Raw genomic sequence first — 16,574 nt, 5'->3', positions numbered from 1 at the left:
TTCGCCGCTCGAGGGCGCGTTCAAGACGTGGCTGCTCGCCACAAGGGCGAGCATGACGGCACGCAGCCTGCTCAGTTCCGCCTGAGCAGGCGCTCCAGATAGTCGAGTTCCTCGGTCGGGCGCAGCGGGTCGCCGAGGCGCTTGCGCAGCTCTTCGAGGATGCGCCGCGCCCGTTGCGTCGCGCTCTCGTCGGCGCCCGGCACCTTGACCCGGCCATCGGCCCAGTCGCGCTGGCGCTGCGGCCGGCCGAGCGGGTCCTCGCTGCCGCGCTGCTGCGCCGAGGGCCGGCCGGCCGGGCGCCCGTCAGGCTCGCCATAGGCGCCTTCGGTGCCGTCGCCCTCGCCGGGCTGGCCCTGCATCTGCTGGGCGAGGTTCTGGCCGCCGCGGCGCAGCGCATCGAGCGCGCGCCCCTGCGCGTCGAGCGCCCCCTCGCCCTGCCCCTGGCCGAGCTGCTCCTCGGCCTCGCGCATGGCGTCCTCGGCCTCGCCGAGCTCGCCGTTCTGCGGCGCGCCCATGCCGCGCATCCGCCGCTGCAGATCCTGCAGTCGCTCGCGCAAGGCCTGCTGGCGCTGCGACAGGCCCTGCCCCTGGCCGTTCTGGCCCTGCATGCCCTCGCCGCCTTCGCCGTCCTCGCCCTGCTCGCCGGGCTGCTGGCCGGGCTGGCGGCCGCGCTGACCCTGCTGGCCCTGTTGCCCCTGTTGGCCGCGCTGCCCCGGCCGCGCCTGCTGCCGCCCGGGGCGCTGCCCCTGCTGCGTCCGGCGCTGCTCGTCCTGATAGGTCTCGTCGCGCAGGTTCTGCTGGTCGCGCGTCATCCGGTCGAGGTCGCCGAGCGCCTGGTTCATCTGGTTCTGGCGCGGATCGCGCTGGCCGGGGCGCGCCATCTGCAGGTTGTTGAGCATCCGGTTGAGCTCTTCCATCAGGCGCTGCGCCTCGGCCATGTCGCCGCGCTTCGAGAGCTCCTCGATGCGGTCGAGCATGTTCTGCAGGTCCCGCGGCGTCACGGTGCGGAAATTCTCCGGCAGTTGCGCCTGGTTCTGCTCGCCGTTCTGCTGCTGGCGCATCATCTGCTCGGCCAGCTGGCGCATGAAATTGTCCATGGCCCGGCGCATCTCTTCGGTGAGCTTCTTGACCTCCTCCTCGGAGGCGCCGCGCTCCAGCGCCTGCTGCAGGTTCTCCTGCGCCTGCCGGAGCGCCCGCTCGGCATCGGACATGTCGCCGTCCTCGAGCTGCAGCGCCATCGCCCACATCAGCTCGGAGACCTCGCGCAGCTCGTCGTCGCTGCCGGACTTGCGCAGCCGCTCGGTCAGCATCCGCATGCCGAGATAGACGCCGGTCTCCTTCATGAAGAGGTCGGGCTCGATCATCAGCGCATCCATGGCGAGCTGGACCTTGGAGCGGTCGTCGACATTCATCACGAGCTTGCGCCGCTGCTCGACCAGCGCCTTGGCGATCGGCTTGGTGAAGGTGCGCTGCGGCAGCACGACCTCGACCGGCTCGCTGCGGCCTTCCTGCCCGGCTTCGTCCTTGGCGATCAGCACCATGCGGACCTTCGCGCCGGCCCAGGGATGGGCCGAGAAGTCGACGGTGCTCTTCATCTCCTCCTCGGCCGCCGAGGGTGGCGGCACGGCGAGGTTCTGCTTCGGCGGCTCGACCAGCGAGCGCCCGCCCGCCCCGGCGTCCGGACGCGTGACGGTCGCCTCGATCGAGGCGATGCCGTAATCGTCCTTGGACTTGTAGACGATGCCGAGCCCGCCGGACTGTGCGCCGGTGACCGGCTTCGGCGGCTCGGCGAAGGCGATGGTCGGCGGCTGGTCGGCGATGGCCGTGAGCTGGAGCGTGGTGCCGGGCGCGCCGCTGCCGGTGAGCTTGAGCGTGCCGTTGCCGGCGAGCGTGAAGCGCTTCTCCAGCACCGCCTGCTGCGGCCCGGCCGGCTTGGCCGCCCCGGCCTCCTTGGCCTTGGCGTCCTTGCCCTCCGCGTCCTTGTCCTCGGGCTTCACCAGTTCGAGCCGTCCCGTGGTGGCGACGTCCATATTGGTCTTGCCGGCGATGCGCACGACGATGATCGATTTCTCCGGCGCGCTGAGATGAGGGCTCGCGAGCTTGGCGAAATCGATCAGGATCGGCGGCAGGCGGGTATAGGCCGGGGGGTCGATCCAGGCGTCGATGCGGGTCGAAGGCGCGCTGCTCGGCGGTCCCTTCCAGTCGAAGGCGGCCGAGAGGCGCTGCGTCGTCTCGGGCCCTGCCACGAAGAAGGCGGTGATGGCGGCGAGCAGCGGCACGGCGCGCAGCGCGAACCGGTCGCGCCCCGCCATGAGCGGCTGCGGCGGCGCAACCTTCAGCGAAGCCACCTGCCGGCTCTGACGCTCGACATGCAGCTTCCAGAGCGCCTGCGCCACCGGGTCGGCCGCACCGACGGCGAGGCTGTCCTCCAGCGCCGAGGCCGGGCGATGCCCGCCCGCGAAGGATCGGTCGAGCCGGTTCAGCGCGTCGCGATGCGTCGGCAGGACGAGCCGGGCGACATGCCAGAGGCTGCCGGCGAGCGCAGCGGCGAAGGCCAGCACGCCGGCAATCCGCCCATACCAGGGCAGATGCGTCCATAATCCGAACCAGGAGACCGCGAGAAAGGCGAACAGGACCGAGAGCGGCAGCCAGAGCCGCGGCCAGAGCCGCTCCCAGCCCAGCGAGGCGCGCGAGGCCAGCGCGAGACGGCTGAGCCGCTGCCGGATGCCGTCGATCGTGTCGGGCGCCTTGCGGCGCTCTGCCTCGCTCATGCCATCGCTCCGGGCGGCCCCCATTCCTGTCTGATCTTGCCTGACCCGGTCAGGCTAACATGGGAATGTGGCATTGCCAGCGCGAAGACGCCGCGGCGCACAACGCTCCGCCTTTCGTGAACGGGAGGCACACGCCGTCATGTCCAGGAGCCTGTTCGCGGAGCTCTTCGTCATGGTCGGGCTTGTCCCGGCCACCCACGTCTTCCTGCATCAAGCGAAGCAATCAAGACATGGATGCTCGCCACAAGGGCGAGCATGACGGCCTGGCTCAGGCGAACCAGCCGGGCAGCCGGTCGGTGCCGATCAGCTCTTCATAGCTCTGGCGCGGCCGCGTCACGGCATAATCGTCACCCTTGACCATGACCTCCGCGACCAGAAGGCGCTGGTTGTAGGTCGAGGACATCGAGGCGCCATAGGCTCCCGCCGTCATGAAGGCGACGAGGTCGTTCTGCTTGAGCTGCGGCAGGGCGCGGCCCGTGGTGAAGGTGTCGCCCGATTCGCAGATCGGGCCGACGACGTCATAGGCGATCTCGGGGCTGCCGATCGCCGGCTCCGCCACCGGCCAGATCTCGTGATAGGCCTCGTACATCGCCGGCCGGACGAGGTCGTTCATCGCCGCGTCGACCACGAGGAACTGCTTGGTCGGGCGTGGATTGAGATGCAGCACCCGCGTCAGCAGCAGGCCGGCATTGCCGACGATCAGGCGGCCCGGCTCGAAGCCGAGCTCGACGTCGAGCCCCTTCGTCACCCGGCCGACCATCTCGGCATAGGCCTCGATCAGCCCCGGCCCGTAATCGAAGGTCTTGGGGATGTCGTAGGGGATGCCGAGCCCGCCGCCGAGATCGAGCCGGTCGACCCGGTGCCCCTCGCCCTTCAGGTCGCCGACCAGCGCGACCATCTTGGAATAGGCCGCCTCGAAGGCGTCGATCTCGCGGATCTGGCTGCCGATATGGACGGCAAGGCCCATGATCCGCACGCCCGGCATGTTGGCCGCGCGGGAATAGAGCCGGCCGACCTCCTCGAAGGAGACGCCGAACTTGTTCTCGGAGGAGCCGGTCGTGATCTTGGCGTGGCCGCCTGCGCCGATGTCCGGATTGACCCGGAACACCGCCTCCTGCCGCTTGCCGAGCGAAGACGCGACCTTGGAGAGCAGGTCGAGCTCGCTCTCGCTCTCGATATTGACCTGGTAGATGCCGGTCTCGACCGCGAAGCGCAGCTCCTGCTCGCTCTTGCCGACGCCCGAGAACACGATCTTCTCGGGCGGGATGCCGGCGGCGAGCGCCTTGCGCACCTCGCCCTCGGAGACCGTGTCGATGCCGGCGCCGAGCGCCCCCAGCGTCTTCAGCACGCCGAGATTGCCGTTCGCCTTCATGGCATAGAAGACATGCGCCTTGCCGGCGGCCTTCTTCATCGCCGCCGCGAACAGCTTGTAGTGCCGTTCGATCGTCGCGGTGGAATAGACATAGACCGGCGTACCGACCTCGGCCGCGATGCGGCGGAGATCGACGCCCTCGGCATGGAGCGAGCCGTCGCGATAGGCGAAATGATGCATGGGATTAACCCTGAAAAGGCCAGCTGAAATTCACGTCGTCATCCCGCCGGAGCGAAGCGGAGAGCCGGAACGGCGGCGCGAGGAAACTGAAATCACATCAACGGGTCGAGGAGGAACGGCTTGTCCGGCACCGTGATCGCCTTGTTCGCCTTGGCCGGCTTGGCCAGCACCGAAGCCGAACCATAGGACGAGACATCGTTCTCGTGCGCCCCGATCTGGTTGTCCGGCAGGTCGATGGCGCCGGTCGCGTTGGGCGGCGCCTCCAGCGGCCCCTTGCGCCCGCAGGCGCCGAGCGCAACGGCCAGAAGGCCGACGACCAGCAGGGTGCGGCCGAATTTCAGGCGGGAATCAAGCACGAAAACGAACCCTCGAACGAAGCGTGGCGGGACCTTAGCGGAGGATGCGGCGGAGCGCGAGGCTTCCTCGGGTGTCATTCTCGGGCCGCGTCGGCGGACCCGAGAATCTCTGTCGGAAGAGGCTCGGGTCAAGCCCGAGCATGACGGCCTATTTCTTCGCGAGCTGCTTGAGCCAACGCCGCGCCTGCTTGCGGACATTCGCCGGGGCCGTGCCGCCATAGCTGACGCGGCTCTTGACCGACTGGTCGACGCCGAGCACGGCGAAGACGGCCTCGGTGATCTTCGGCTCCACGCCTTGCATCTCGGCGAGCGAGAGCTTCTCCAGCCCGATCTTCTTCTCCGAGGCGATGCCGACGAGGCGGCCGGTGACATGGTGCGCGTCACGGAACGGCATCTTCAGCACCCGCACCAGCCAGTCGGCGAGGTCGGTCGCGGTGGCGTAGCCGAGGCCGGCGGCCTTCTTCATCACCTTGAGGTCGGGCTGCATGTCGCGGACCATGCCGGCGGTGGCGGCAAGGCAGAGCGAAAGCGTCTGCAACGCGTCGAAGGTGCCCTCCTTGTCCTCCTGCATGTCCTTCGAATAGGTCAGCGGCAGGCCCTTCATCATGGTCAGCAGCGCCTGCAGCGCGCCGAAGACGCGCCCCGCCTTGCCGCGCACCAGCTCGGCCGCGTCCGGGTTGCGCTTCTGCGGCATGATCGAGGAGCCGGTCGAGAAGGCGTCCGACAGTTTCACGAAGCCGAATTGCGGCGTCGCCCAGAGCACGATCTCCTCGGCGAGGCGCGAGAGATGCATGGCGCAGATCGAGGCGGCCGACAGCGTCTCCAGCACGAAATCGCGGTCCGACACCGAATCCAGCGAATTCGCGGTCGGGCGGTCGAAGCCGAGCGCCTTCGCCGTCATGTGGCGGTCGATCGGGAAGGAGGTGCCGGCGAGCGCGGCCGCGCCGAGCGGGCACTCGTTGAGGCGGGCGCGGGCATCGCGGATGCGGCTGCGGTCGCGGGCGAGCATTTCGACATAGGCCAGCATGTGATGGCCGAAGGTGACCGGCTGCGCCGACTGGAGATGGGTGAAGCCCGGCATCACCGCCCCCGCATAGGTGTCGGCCTTCTCGGCCAGCGCCAGCTGAAGGTCGGCCATCTGGCCGTCGAGCTCGTCGAGCGTGTCGCGCACCCACAGCCGCATGTCGGTCGCGACCTGGTCGTTGCGCGAGCGGGCGGTGTGCAGCCGGCCGGCGGCTGCGCCGATCTTGTCCTTGAGGTTCGACTCGACGTTCATATGGACGTCTTCGAGCGCACGCGAAAACGTGAAGGCGCCGCTCTCGATCTCACCCTCAACCTGCTTGAGGCCGGCGATGATCGTCGCGACATCGTCCTTGGTGAGGATACCGGTCTCGGCCAGCATGGCCGCATGCGCGAGCGAACCGCGGATATCCTGGCGCCAGAGCTTCTTGTCGAAATCGATGGAGGCGTTGATCTCCTCCATGATGACGCCCGGCCCTGTGGCGAAACGCCCACCCCACATGCGATTGCTCACGATGGTCTTTCCTGCTTCTAGGGCGCGATGAGGTCTCGAACGATCATTCTGGCCGCAACCGGGGCTCTGGCCCTCCTCGCCCTCGGCGGCGGCGCAGCCTTCTACTCCGTCACGGGCGATGCCGGCAACGGATCATGCAGCGCGGCGCGCGCAACCGCCGAGCGCATGAAGCCGCAGGTCAAGGGCGAGGTCGCGGCGGTCGAGATCCGCTCGCGCCCGCAGCCGGCGCCGGAACTCGCCTTCACCGGGCCGGACGGCCAGCCGACGACGCTCGCCGCGCTGAAGGGCAAGACGCTGCTGGTCAACCTCTGGGCGACCTGGTGCGCGCCCTGCCTGAAGGAGATGCCCTCGCTCGACGCGCTTCAGAAGGAGATGGGCGGGCCCGACTTCGCCGTCGTCGCGATCAACATCGACACGCGCAACCTCGACAAGCCGAAGGCCTGGCTCGCCGAGAACAAGATCACCACCCTGCCCTTCTATGGCGATCCGCAGGCCGCGACCTTCCAGGCGCTACGTGCCGCCCACAAGGTCGAGGGCATGCCGGTCAGCATCATCGTCGACAAGGCGGGCTGCGAGCTCGGCATCATCCAGGGCCCGGCCGATTGGGCGAGCGCCGACTCCAAGGCGCTGATGAAGGCGGCGATCGGGAAGCCCTGAGCGATTTGGCTTCCCGCGCCGGGGAGGTTATTGGCTTTCGACCATGAGCTACACGATCGGCCTTGCGACGACGTTCCACGATCCCGCCATCGCGATCATCGGCCCCGATGGCGAGGTGCTCTTCGCCGAGGCGACCGAGCGCTACCTGCAATACAAGCGCGCACCGAACTGCGAACCGGATTCGGCGCCGCGCATGGAAGGGCTGCTGAAGCGCTACATCCCGGAAGGCGCTGAGATCCGCATCGCCACGAGCTGGGGCGAGGATTTCACCGGCTTCCTCGACCAGATGGCGCGCGCCGGCTCCTTCACCCTCGAGGCACTGCTCAAGCTCTCGCCCGAGCTCAACCGCTCGCTCGTGCCCGAGCGCACCGAGCGCGCGCTGATCGCCTCGCTGCATCTGGCGCAGCAGCGCGCCGGCATGGGCGTGCTGCTCGGCCTCGACCGCGCTTATGGCAAGGCCAACGTCACCGGCCTCAAGCGCTACGGCCACCATCTCAGCCACGCTGCCTATGCCTGCTGGTCCTCGCCCTTCGAGAACGCTGCCTGCCTCGTCGTCGACGGTATGGGCGAGACCGGCGCCTCCGCCATCTTCGCGCTGGAGAATGGCCGCATCCGCGAGGTGAAGCGCCATCGCGGACGCGAATCGATCGGCTTCTATTTCGGGCTCGTCACCGACCTCGCCGGCTTCGACCAGGCCAAGGGCGAGGAATGGAAGATCATGGGGCTCGCCCCCTACGGCAAGACCGACCCGGAGCTGATGGCGCTGCTGCGCAAGCTCTACTCGATCGAGGGCCACAAGCTCTCCTTCTCCAAGGCCGATGTGGTGCAGGCGGTCGCCGCCGAGATCCTGGCGAAGCGCCCGGCCGAGGCCCTCGACCAGGGCTGGGCCGATCTCGCCCGCTGCGGGCAGGATGTCTTCGCCGAGATGATGGAAGCGCTGCTTGGCGAGGCCGCCGCGCTCGTTCCGAGCGAGAACCTCGTCCTCGCCGGCGGCTGCGCGCTGAATTCCTCCTTCAACGGCAAGATCGCCGGCCGCCACGGCTTCAGGACGGTGTTCGTGCCCTCGGCGCCGGCCGATGACGGCAACGCGATCGGCGCAGCCTGGCTCAGCCATGCCGAGGCCAATCCGGACTGGCGCGCGCCGAAGGGGCCGCTCACGCCCTATCTCGGCTCGACCGTCTCGACCGAGCCTTTCGAACGCATGCAGCTCTGGGAGAAGCGCCTGCGCAAGCTCTCTCCCGAGGAGATCGCGTCCGTCACTGCCAAGCTGCTGACAGAAGGCAAGCTGATCGGCTGGGTGCAGGGCCGCGCCGAATTCGGCCCGCGCGCGCTCGGCAACCGCTCGATCATCGCCGATCCGCGCCCGGCCGACGCCAAGGACATTCTCAACGCCAAGGTGAAGTATCGCGAGGCATTCCGCCCCTTCGCGCCCTCGATCCTGGCCGAGCATGCCGCCGACTGGTTCGATAACTATCAGGACGCGCCCTATATGGAGCGCACGCTCACCTGGAAGGAAGCGGTGCGCCACCGCGTCCCGGCCGTGGTCCATGAAGACGCGACCGGCCGGCTCCAGAGCGTCACGGCTGAGCGCAATCCGCGCTACCACGCGCTGATCTCGGCCTTCCATGATCTGACGGGCGTGCCGGTGATCCTGAACACCTCCTTCAACATCATGGGCAAGCCGATCCTGCACACGGCCGAGGACGCGATCCTGATGTTCTATACGAGCGGGCTCGACGCGCTGGTGATCGACGACTGGCTGCTGGTGAAGTGAAATTCGGGGGCGCCCTGCCCGCTACGGACATGGCTTGCCGTCATGCTCGGGCTTGATCCGAGCATCTCTGGCTGAAGGGAGCGCCTTTTCCTGCAGGAGATTCTCGGGTCTGCGCTCCGCTTCGCCCGAGAATGACAGCTTGCCCCAGACCGATCCGTCTCGTTGATCGGTCGGATCACGCGAAATCGCTGGTTTCGGGGCCGTTTGAGGTCATTCTTCCGCGCCCACAGAGGGAGACCACGCCATGCTGCAACTGCGCCCGAACTGCGAATGCTGCGACCGCGACCTCACCCCACAGTCGCGCGACGCGCTGATCTGCACCTTCGAATGCACCTTCTGCGTCGACTGCGCGGAGACGCGTTTCGCCGGCACCTGCCCGAATTGCGGCGGCGAACTGGTGCGCCGGCCGGTCAGACCGGAACGGATGCTGGAGAAATATCCGGCTTCGACCGAGCGCGTCCGCAAGCCGCACCCGCAATGCGCTGCGGCTTGAATCTGATACGAATGCATCCGAAGAGGCCGACCGCGCAGCTAGTGAGATGCCATGACGCCCATGCCTGTCGTCTATGGCGCCCTACAGCGTCTATGTCCGCGCCGTCCGGCTGGCGCTTGAAGAAAAGGGCGTGGCCTACCGGCTCGACCCGGTCGACGTCTTTGCCAAGGACGGGCCGCCTGCTTCCCTGCTGGAGCGACAGCCATTCGGCCGCATCCCCGCCTTCGAACATGATGGCTTCAGGCTCTATGAAGCCGGCGCCATCGAACGCTACGTCGATGAAGCATTCCCCGGCCCTGCGCTCCAGCCTTCCGCACCGCGCGAGCGCGCCCGCGTCAATCAGCTGACGAGCATCCTCGATTCCTACGCCTATCGCCCGCTGGTCTGGGACATCTATGTGGAGCGCGTCTCCGTCCCCAAACAGGGACGTGCGCCGGACGAGGCGCGAATTCAGACTGCACTGCCCAAGGCGCAACTATGCCTGCGCGCGATCAATGACCTGATGGATGACGGGCCTTATCTCGCCGGCGCAGCGCTGACACTGGCCGATCTGCATGCCGCGCCCATGTTCGCCTATTTCACGCTGGCGCCGGAGGCCGAGGCACTGCTCGCCGAGCAGCCCGCCATCAAGGCCTGGTGGGCGAGTATGAGCCGGCGGCCTGCCGTGCAGGCCACCGCCTATCCCGCCTAGGCGGTTTCGCTGCAGAGATCGGCAGAAAGCAACCGTGCCCGCCTGCGACACGGGCAGACGGGCCGTGGCGGCGAGCCTCAGCTCGCCTGCTTCACCGCGATGCCCTTCTCTTCGAAGAGCGCCTGCAATTCGCCGGCCTGGAACATCTCGCGGGTGATGTCGCAGCCGCCGATGAACTCGCCCTTGACGTAGAGCTGCGGGATCGTCGGCCAGTTCGAATAGGCCTTGATGCCCTCGCGGATCTCCTGGTCCTCGAGCACGTTCACGCCCTTATAGGGCACGCCGATATAGCCGAGGATCTGCGCGACCTGGCCGGAGAAGCCGCACATCGGGAACTGCGGCGTGCCCTTCATGAAGAGCACCACGTCGTTGTTCTTCACTTCCGCTTCGATGCGGGCATTGACGTCGGACATCATCTGTCTCCTGGAGCGGGTTCAAGGCCCGCCGGATGGTCTCGTTCTAATCTTGGGGAACGCTGGTCGTCAGCGCAAGGGCGTGCAGCACCCCGCCCATATTCCCCTGGAGCGCGGCATAGACCATCTGGTGCTGCTGCACCCGGGTCTTGCCCTTGAAGGCGGCCGAGACGACGGTCGCGGCATAGTGGTCGCCGTCGCCGGCCAGGTCCTTGATCTCGACCGCCGCATCCGGCAGCGCCGCCTTGATCATCCGCTCGATCTCGTGAGCGTCCATCGCCATGGGTCGAACTCCTCAGGCCGCCTTGCCGGCCATGTAGGACGGCAGCCAGTCTTCGTGGATCTTGCGGAGATCGGCGACGGCCAGAGCCTGCTCGCCCGGCAGGCTGAGCGAGGCGCCGCCGGTGCGACCGATGGCGAGCGCCGGCACGCCGGCGGCCTTCGCCGCGGCGATCACGGCCTCGGCCTCGGCCGCGGGAACCGTCAGGACATAGCGCGCCTGATCCTCGCCGAAGAGCACCGCATGGGCCGGGCCGGCCGGCAGCGTCTCGATGGTCGCGCCGATACCCTTGGCCATCGCCATCTCCGCGAGCGTGACGGCAAGGCCGCCATCCGAGAGGTCGTGGCAGGTCTCGACCTTGCCGCCGGCGATCAGCCCGCGCACGAAATCGCCGTTGCGGCGCTCGATCGCGAGATCGACCGGCGGCGGCGCGCCCTCCTCGCGGCCGCAGACGGTCGCGAGATAGGCGCTCTGGCCGAGCCAGCCGGCGGTCTCGCCGATCAGGATGATCGCCTCGCCCTCGGCCTTGAAGGCGACGGTCGCATGCTTCGTCACATCGGCCATGACGCCGACGCCGCCGATGGTCGGGGTCGGCAGGATCGAGACACCATTGGTCTCGTTGTAGAGCGAGACGTTGCCGGAGACGACGGGGAAGTCGAGCGCCTTGCAGGCCTCGCCGATGCCGCGGACGCAGCCGACGAACTGGCCCATGACTTCCGGCTTCTCGGGGTTGCCGAAGTTCAGGTTGTCAGTGATGGCGAGCGGGGTCGCGCCGGTCGCGGTGAGATTGCGCCAGGCTTCGGCCACCGCCTGCTTGCCGCCCTCGAACGGATCGGCCTCGCAATAGCGCGGCGTCACATCGGCGGTCATGGCGAGGCCCTTCGGCCCGTCCTCGATGCGGATCACGCCGGCATCGCCGCCGGGCCGCACCACCGAATTGCCCAGGATCAGCGTGTCGTACTGCTCCCAGATCCAGCGCTTGGAGGAGAGGTCGGGCGAGCCGATCAGCTGCTTCAGCGCCTCGGCATTGCCGCAGGGGGGCGCCACGCTTTCGGCCGCGATGCGCTGCTGCGGCGCGGTCTCGATCCAGGGCCGGTCGTATTCGGGCGCCTCGTCGCCGAGCTCCTTGATCGGCAGGTCGGCCATGACCTCGCCCTGGTGCTTCACGACGAAGCGCAGCGTGTCGGTGGTGTGGCCGACGACGGCGAAGTCGAGACCCCATTTCTGGAAGATCGCCTCGGCCGCCTCCTCATGCCCCGGCTTGATCACCATGAGCATGCGTTCCTGGCTCTCCGAGAGCATCATCTCATAGGCGCTCATGCCTTCCTCGCGGCAGGGCACCTTGTCGAGGTCGAGCTCGACGCCGAGATCGCCCTTGGCGCCCATCTCGACGGCCGAGCAGGTCAGGCCGGCGGCACCCATGTCCTGGATCGCGTCGACATGGCCGGCGGCCATGATCTCGAGGCAGGCCTCAAGCAGCAGCTTCTCGGCGAAGGGGTCGCCGACCTGCACGGTCGGGCGCTTCTCCTCCGACTTGTCGTCGAATTCGGCCGAGGCCATGGTCGCGCCGTGGATGCCGTCGCGGCCGGTCTTGGAGCCGAGATAGACGATCGCCTTACCGACGCCCGACGCCTTGGCGTAGAAGATCTCGTCGGCCTTGGCGATGCCGACCGCCATGGCGTTGACCAGGATGTTGCCGTCATAGCGGGTGTGGAAGCCGGTGGCGCCGCCGACATTCGGCACGCCGAAGGAATTGCCATAGCCGCCGATGCCGGCGACGACGCCGGAGACGAGATGGCGGGTCTTGGGATGGTCCGGCGAGCCGAAGCGCAGCGCGTCGAGCACCGCGATCGGGCGCGCGCCCATGGTGAAGACGTCGCGCAGGATGCCGCCGACGCCCGTCGTCGCGCCCTGATAGGGCTCGATGAAGGACGGGTGGTTGTGGCTCTCCATCTTGAAGACGATGGCCGTGCCGTCGCCGATATCGATGACGCCGGCATTCTCGCCCGGCCCCTGGATCACCCATGGCGCCTTGGTCGGCAGCGTCTTCAGATGGATCTTCGACGACTTGTAGGAGCAGTGCTCGTTCCACATCGCCGAGACGATGCCGAGCTCCGTGATCGTCGGCTCGCGGCCGATCAGATGCAGGAAGCGCTGATACTCGTCCGGCTTCAGGCCGTGCTCGGCGACGAGCTGCGGGGTGATCTTGATGTCGTTCGGAATCACGGGCTCAGGGTTCCTGGCGGTCCGGCGAGGGGGTTGGCTGGGGCATAGCCTGCCTCGGCTCGTTGCACAACGTACAACGGCATAGACGCCCCCTTCAGCTCTGGATCGCGGCGAGCGCCGCCCGCAATGGCGCCGGAATGGGCACCGGCTTCTGGCCCGCACGCGCGACATAGACATGGGTGAAGCGGCCCTGCGCCGCCGCCTGCGCCCCGCCCTGCCGGAAGATGCCGATGCGGTAGGTGACGGAGCTGTTGCCGAGCCGCTCGACCGCGATCCCGGCCTCGACGGTCTCGGGGAAGGCGACGCTCTCGAAATAGGTGCAGGCCGTCCCGACCACGAGCCCGACGATTTCGCTCGTCGCCGGGTCGAGGAAGCCGTTCTCGACCAGCCAGGCGTTCACCGCCGTGTCGAACCAGCCATAGTAGACGACATTGTTGACGTGGCCGAAGATGTCGTTGTCGTGCCAGCGGGTCGGAATGGCGCGGAAGATGCGGAAATCGGCCCGTGACAGACGGGGTTGGCGTTCGCTCATGTCCTCAGCCCCCTCCACCGTCATGCTAGCCCCTGTGGCGAGCATCCACGGCTTGAACACTGCGCGCGAAGAGCGAAGACGTGGATGGTCGGGACAAGCCCGACCATGACGGCGCGGGCATGTCCATTCTCAGCCTTCACCCGGCTTCTCGCCGGCCTTGATCTCCGGCACGCCGAGCGCATCGGCCAGCCTCGCCTTGGCGGAGCCGGGCCTCAGCGGCTTCTGCTGGCTCTCATGCGGCGCCCAGCCGGAGACCCAGACGAATTCGAAGGTCGCCGGCAGGCGCCCATCGGGATCGGCGAAGCGTTCGGCATAGAGCGCGGCAGCGCGCAGCAGCGTCTCGCGCCGCAGCAGCGCCTTGCGCCGGGCGAGGAGCGCATTGGCCCAGCCCATCGCCCTGAGATCGCGCAGCAGGCCGAACACGTCGCCATAGCGCACCGTCACGACCTCGCTGTCGACGACGGGCAGCGCGAAGCCGGCGCGCTGCAGCAGGCTGCCGAGATCGCGCAGATCGGCGAAGGGGGCGACGCGCGGGCTGACGCCACCGGTCGTCTCGCTCTCGGCCTCGAGCAGGGCTTGCCGCAGCTCCTGCAGGCTGCGGCCGCCGAGCAGGCAGCCCATGAACAGCCCGTCGGGCCGCAGGGCACGCTTGATCTGGACGAGCGCTCCGGGAAGGTCGTTGACGCCCTGCAGCGCCAGCAGCGAGACGGCGAGATCGAGCGACTCGGCCGCGAAGGGCAGGCGTTCGAGATCGCCGATCACGGCAGCGCCGCCACCCTCGGCCTCGGCCATGCGCAGCAGCTTGCCGGCCTTGGCCGAGAGGACGGGCGCGACGACGGGCAACGGCGTGCCGAGATCGGCCGCGACCGCGAATTCCCGCAGCACGGCGCCGAGCCGCTCCTCCAGATCGCCGGCCGCGCGCTGGAGCAGGAAATCCGGATAATCGCCAGCGAGGGCGCGCCTGAGCCGCGAACGGCCGAGCGCGCGATCGAAGACGAGACTCTGGTCGCTCAACTCTGCACCCTCTGCAAAGACGAAGCCCTCATTCCGAGGAGCAGCCGCAAGGCTGCGTCTCGAAGAATGCTCCAGCGCTCTCCCGAGCCTCCTGGATCGTCCTTCGAGACGCCCTTCCTATTCGGATCGGCGCCTCGGGACGAGCGCTGAGTGGACCGGTCTGGAACGCCTCAGCGGTCGAGCAGCTTCTCGATCTCGGCGCGCAGCTGCGGGCCGAGATCGCCGCGGTCGAGCGCATAGGCGACGTTCGCCGCCAGGAAGCCGATCTTGGAGCCGGCATCGTAGATCTCGCCGTCGAAGCGCACCGCGTAGAACGGTTCCTGCCGCGACAGCGCGATCATCGAATCGGTGAGCTGGATCTCGCCGCCGGCGCCCTTCTCCTGGTTGGCGAGCAGGTTGAAGATCGTCGGCTGCAGGATATAGCGGCCGGAGATGTGCAGGTTGGACGGGGCCGTGCCCTTCGGCGGCTTCTCGACCATGCCGGTCACCTTCGAGACCTTGGCCTTGGCGTCCTGGACGCCGACGATGCCGTATTGATGGGTCTGGTCCTCCGGCACGGGCGCGACGGCGATGTGGTTGCCGCCATGCTGGTCATAGGCCTCGATCATCTCGGCGAGGCAGCCCTTGCCCTGGCTGTAATGGAGCATGTCCGGCAGCAGCAGCGCGAAAGGCTCCTCGCCGACGATCTCGCGTGCGCACCAGACGGCGTGGCCGAGGCCGAGCGGCGCCTGCTGGCGGGTGAAGCTGGTCGCGCCCGCAGCCGGCAGATCGGCCTTCAGCGCCTCGAGCTCCTTCACCTTGTTGCGCTTGGCCAGCGTGTCGTCGAGCTCGTAGGCCATGTCGAAATGATCCTCGATCACCGCCTTGTTGCGGCCGGTGACGAAGATAAAGTGCTCGATGCCGGCGGCGCGGGCCTCGTCCACGACATGCTGCACGACCGGGCGGTCGACGATGGTCAGCATCTCCTTCGGGATCGCCTTGGTGGCGGGCAGGAAGCGGGTGCCGAGACCGGCGACGGGGAGAACGGCCTTGCGGATGCGTTTCGTCATGAAAAATCCATTGGGCGCGGTAGCCAATTGCCGAAGTCCGGCAGTGGTGGGAGCGGCCGCACAACTGTCATGGTTGCCGGCCATCTGGACTATAGCCGACAGGCCTTGAGAACCCGTCAACGGTTTTTCGATAGGGCTTGTTCCTGACAAAGATGAGGCAAGCGAGACGATGGCGGTATTGGTTTCGGGCGGCGCCGGCTACATCGGCAGCCATATGGTGCTGGAATTGCTCGACCGCGGCGAGAAGGTCGTCGTGCTCGACAATCTCTCGACCGGCTTCTGGTGGGCGGTTCCACCGGAAGCGACATTCGTCCAGGGCGATATCGGCGACCAGGACCTCGTCGAGCGGGTGATCGCCGAGCACGGCATCACGGCGCTGGCGCATTTCGCTGCCCGCATCGTGGTCCCCGACTCGGTCAGCGACCCTCTCGGCTACTATTTCAACAACACCGTGAAGACGCGCGCCCTGATCGAGAGCGCGGTGCGCGCCGGGGTGAAGCACGTCATCTTCTCCTCCACCGCCGCCGTCTATGGCGAGCCGCCGGTCTCGCCGGTGCCGGAAGAGATCGCGCTCAACCCGATCAACCCCTATGGCCGCTCCAAGCTGATGAGCGAGTGGATGCTGCAGGACGCGGCCAAGGCGCACGGCTTCAACTATGTCGCGCTGCGCTACTTCAACGTCGCCGGGGCCGATCCGAAGGGCCGTTCCGGCCAGTCCACGCCGAACGCGACGCATCTGATCAAGGTCGCGAGCCAGGCCGCGCTCGGGCAGCGCGAGAGCCTGACCGTCTTCGGCACCGACTATGCGACGCCGGACGGCACCTGCGTGCGCGACTACATCCACGTCACCGACCTCGCCCGCGCCCATCTTGCCGCGCTCGACCATCTGCGCGGCGGCGGGGAGAGCCTCACGCTGAACTGCGGCTACGGCCGCGGCTATTCGGTGAAGCAGGTCATCGATGTCGTGAAGAAGGTGTCGGGCGTCGACTTCCCGGTGGCGCTCGCCGGGCGCCGCGACGGCGATCCGGCCTCGCTGATCGCCCGCGCCGACCGTATCCGCGACACACTCGGCTGGCAGCCGCAGCATGACGACCTCGAGCAGATCGTCGGCCAGGCCCTCGCCTGGGAGGAGAAGCTCAGGACCCGCAACGCCTCGGCCTGAGCCACCGAAACCGGCCGTCTGACGTCTCGTCGAGGCCGAAGCTGCAAGGGCCTCAGGCGCCCGTCATTGC

15 protein-coding genes are annotated in these 16,574 nt (G+C 67.9%); 5 read left to right on the top strand and 10 right to left on the bottom strand.

Features of this window, described 5'->3' with window-relative positions; all coding sequences use genetic code 11:
- Positions 1-71: 71 nt before the first annotated feature.
- The 4 genes from B5Y19_RS12260 to argH all read right to left on the bottom strand — a co-directional run bounded on the left by B5Y19_RS12260 (position 72) and on the right by argH (position 6,213).
- Positions 72-2,771: a TIGR02302 family protein gene (locus tag B5Y19_RS12260; RefSeq protein ID WP_079591521.1), complete on the bottom strand. Its 2,700-nt coding sequence runs from the start codon at positions 2,769-2,771 to the stop codon at positions 72-74.
- Positions 2,772-3,039: 268 nt separating this feature from the next.
- A complete protein-coding gene (lysA, locus tag B5Y19_RS12255; RefSeq protein WP_055731025.1) occupies positions 3,040-4,323 on the bottom strand; it encodes a diaminopimelate decarboxylase in 1,284 nt (427 codons plus the stop codon).
- A 92-nt stretch (positions 4,324-4,415) separates the two neighbouring features.
- Entirely contained in the window at positions 4,416-4,679 is a 264-nt protein-coding gene (gene lptM / locus B5Y19_RS12250; protein WP_079591520.1) for an LPS translocon maturation chaperone LptM, read from the bottom strand.
- Positions 4,680-4,827: 148 nt separating this feature from the next.
- Entirely contained in the window at positions 4,828-6,213 is a 1,386-nt protein-coding gene (gene argH / locus B5Y19_RS12245) for an argininosuccinate lyase (protein WP_055731027.1), read from the bottom strand.
- A 27-nt stretch (positions 6,214-6,240) separates the two neighbouring features.
- Between argH and tlpA the strand changes: the two genes are divergently transcribed.
- From tlpA to B5Y19_RS12225, 4 genes are all read left to right on the top strand, one after another.
- Positions 6,241-6,870 (top strand): thiol:disulfide interchange protein TlpA, encoded by a 630-nt coding sequence (gene tlpA, locus B5Y19_RS12240; protein ID WP_055731028.1) that lies wholly within the window; start codon positions 6,241-6,243, stop codon positions 6,868-6,870.
- A 43-nt stretch (positions 6,871-6,913) separates the two neighbouring features.
- Entirely contained in the window at positions 6,914-8,644 is a 1,731-nt protein-coding gene (locus tag B5Y19_RS12235; protein WP_055731029.1) for a carbamoyltransferase family protein, read from the top strand.
- Positions 8,645-8,888: 244 nt separating this feature from the next.
- On the top strand, positions 8,889-9,137 hold the full coding sequence (locus B5Y19_RS12230; protein WP_055731030.1) for a DUF1272 domain-containing protein: 249 nt from the start codon (positions 8,889-8,891) through the stop codon (positions 9,135-9,137).
- A gap of 73 nt (positions 9,138-9,210) precedes the next feature.
- Complete coding sequence (locus B5Y19_RS12225; RefSeq protein ID WP_079591519.1) at positions 9,211-9,828, top strand: glutathione S-transferase family protein; 618 nt, start codon at positions 9,211-9,213, stop codon at positions 9,826-9,828.
- A gap of 77 nt (positions 9,829-9,905) precedes the next feature.
- Here the strand turns inward: B5Y19_RS12225 and grxD are convergent, their stop codons facing one another.
- The 6 genes from grxD to galU all read right to left on the bottom strand — a co-directional run bounded on the left by grxD (position 9,906) and on the right by galU (position 15,342).
- Positions 9,906-10,241: a Grx4 family monothiol glutaredoxin gene (grxD, locus tag B5Y19_RS12220; protein ID WP_055731032.1), complete on the bottom strand. Its 336-nt coding sequence runs from the start codon at positions 10,239-10,241 to the stop codon at positions 9,906-9,908.
- A gap of 46 nt (positions 10,242-10,287) precedes the next feature.
- Positions 10,288-10,524 carry a BolA family protein gene (locus tag B5Y19_RS12215; protein WP_055731033.1) on the bottom strand — a complete coding sequence of 79 codons (237 nt, stop codon included), beginning with the start codon at positions 10,522-10,524 and terminating at the stop codon, positions 10,288-10,290.
- Between the two features lie 12 nt (positions 10,525-10,536).
- Positions 10,537-12,747, bottom strand: a complete 2,211-nt coding sequence (gene purL / locus B5Y19_RS12210; protein WP_139384363.1) for a phosphoribosylformylglycinamidine synthase subunit PurL — start codon at positions 12,745-12,747, stop codon at positions 10,537-10,539.
- Positions 12,748-12,841: 94 nt separating this feature from the next.
- Positions 12,842-13,279, bottom strand: a complete 438-nt coding sequence (locus tag B5Y19_RS12205) for an acyl-CoA thioesterase (RefSeq protein ID WP_055731034.1) — start codon at positions 13,277-13,279, stop codon at positions 12,842-12,844.
- A gap of 129 nt (positions 13,280-13,408) precedes the next feature.
- Positions 13,409-14,293 carry a methyltransferase domain-containing protein gene (locus tag B5Y19_RS12200; protein WP_055731035.1) on the bottom strand — a complete coding sequence of 295 codons (885 nt, stop codon included), beginning with the start codon at positions 14,291-14,293 and terminating at the stop codon, positions 13,409-13,411.
- Between the two features lie 170 nt (positions 14,294-14,463).
- Positions 14,464-15,342 (bottom strand): UTP--glucose-1-phosphate uridylyltransferase GalU, encoded by an 879-nt coding sequence (galU, locus tag B5Y19_RS12195; RefSeq protein WP_055731036.1) that lies wholly within the window; start codon positions 15,340-15,342, stop codon positions 14,464-14,466.
- A gap of 169 nt (positions 15,343-15,511) precedes the next feature.
- Between galU and galE the strand changes: the two genes are divergently transcribed.
- Positions 15,512-16,504 (top strand): UDP-glucose 4-epimerase GalE, encoded by a 993-nt coding sequence (gene galE / locus B5Y19_RS12190; RefSeq protein ID WP_055731037.1) that lies wholly within the window; start codon positions 15,512-15,514, stop codon positions 16,502-16,504.
- The last annotated feature ends 70 nt before the right edge of the window (positions 16,505-16,574 follow it).

Source organism: Allobosea thiooxidans, from assembly GCF_900168195.1.
Taxonomy (GTDB): domain Bacteria; phylum Pseudomonadota; class Alphaproteobacteria; order Rhizobiales; family Beijerinckiaceae; genus Allobosea; species Allobosea thiooxidans.
The sequence above is the reverse complement of the archived record's forward strand: the minus strand, read 5'-3'. Positions and strand labels throughout refer to the sequence as shown.

Bases quoted from the DNA above. Each gene is read 5' to 3' on its own strand.
- B5Y19_RS12260 (WP_079591521.1), bottom strand. From the start codon at position 2,771: ATGAGCGAGGCAGAGCGCCGCAAGGCGCCCGACACGATCGACGGCATC.
- lysA (WP_055731025.1), bottom strand. From the start codon at position 4,323: ATGCATCATTTCGCCTATCGCGACGGCTCGCTCCATGCCGAGGGCGTC.
- tlpA (WP_055731028.1), top strand. From the start codon at position 6,241: ATGAGGTCTCGAACGATCATTCTGGCCGCAACCGGGGCTCTGGCCCTC.
- B5Y19_RS12235 (WP_055731029.1), top strand. From the start codon at position 6,914: ATGAGCTACACGATCGGCCTTGCGACGACGTTCCACGATCCCGCCATC.
- B5Y19_RS12230 (WP_055731030.1), top strand. From the start codon at position 8,889: ATGCTGCAACTGCGCCCGAACTGCGAATGCTGCGACCGCGACCTCACC.
- B5Y19_RS12225 (WP_079591519.1), top strand. From the start codon at position 9,211: ATGGCGCCCTACAGCGTCTATGTCCGCGCCGTCCGGCTGGCGCTTGAA.
- grxD (WP_055731032.1), bottom strand. From the start codon at position 10,241: ATGTCCGACGTCAATGCCCGCATCGAAGCGGAAGTGAAGAACAACGAC.
- B5Y19_RS12215 (WP_055731033.1), bottom strand. From the start codon at position 10,524: ATGGCGATGGACGCTCACGAGATCGAGCGGATGATCAAGGCGGCGCTG.
- B5Y19_RS12205 (WP_055731034.1), bottom strand. From the start codon at position 13,279: ATGAGCGAACGCCAACCCCGTCTGTCACGGGCCGATTTCCGCATCTTC.
- galU (WP_055731036.1), bottom strand. From the start codon at position 15,342: ATGACGAAACGCATCCGCAAGGCCGTTCTCCCCGTCGCCGGTCTCGGC.
- galE (WP_055731037.1), top strand. From the start codon at position 15,512: ATGGCGGTATTGGTTTCGGGCGGCGCCGGCTACATCGGCAGCCATATG.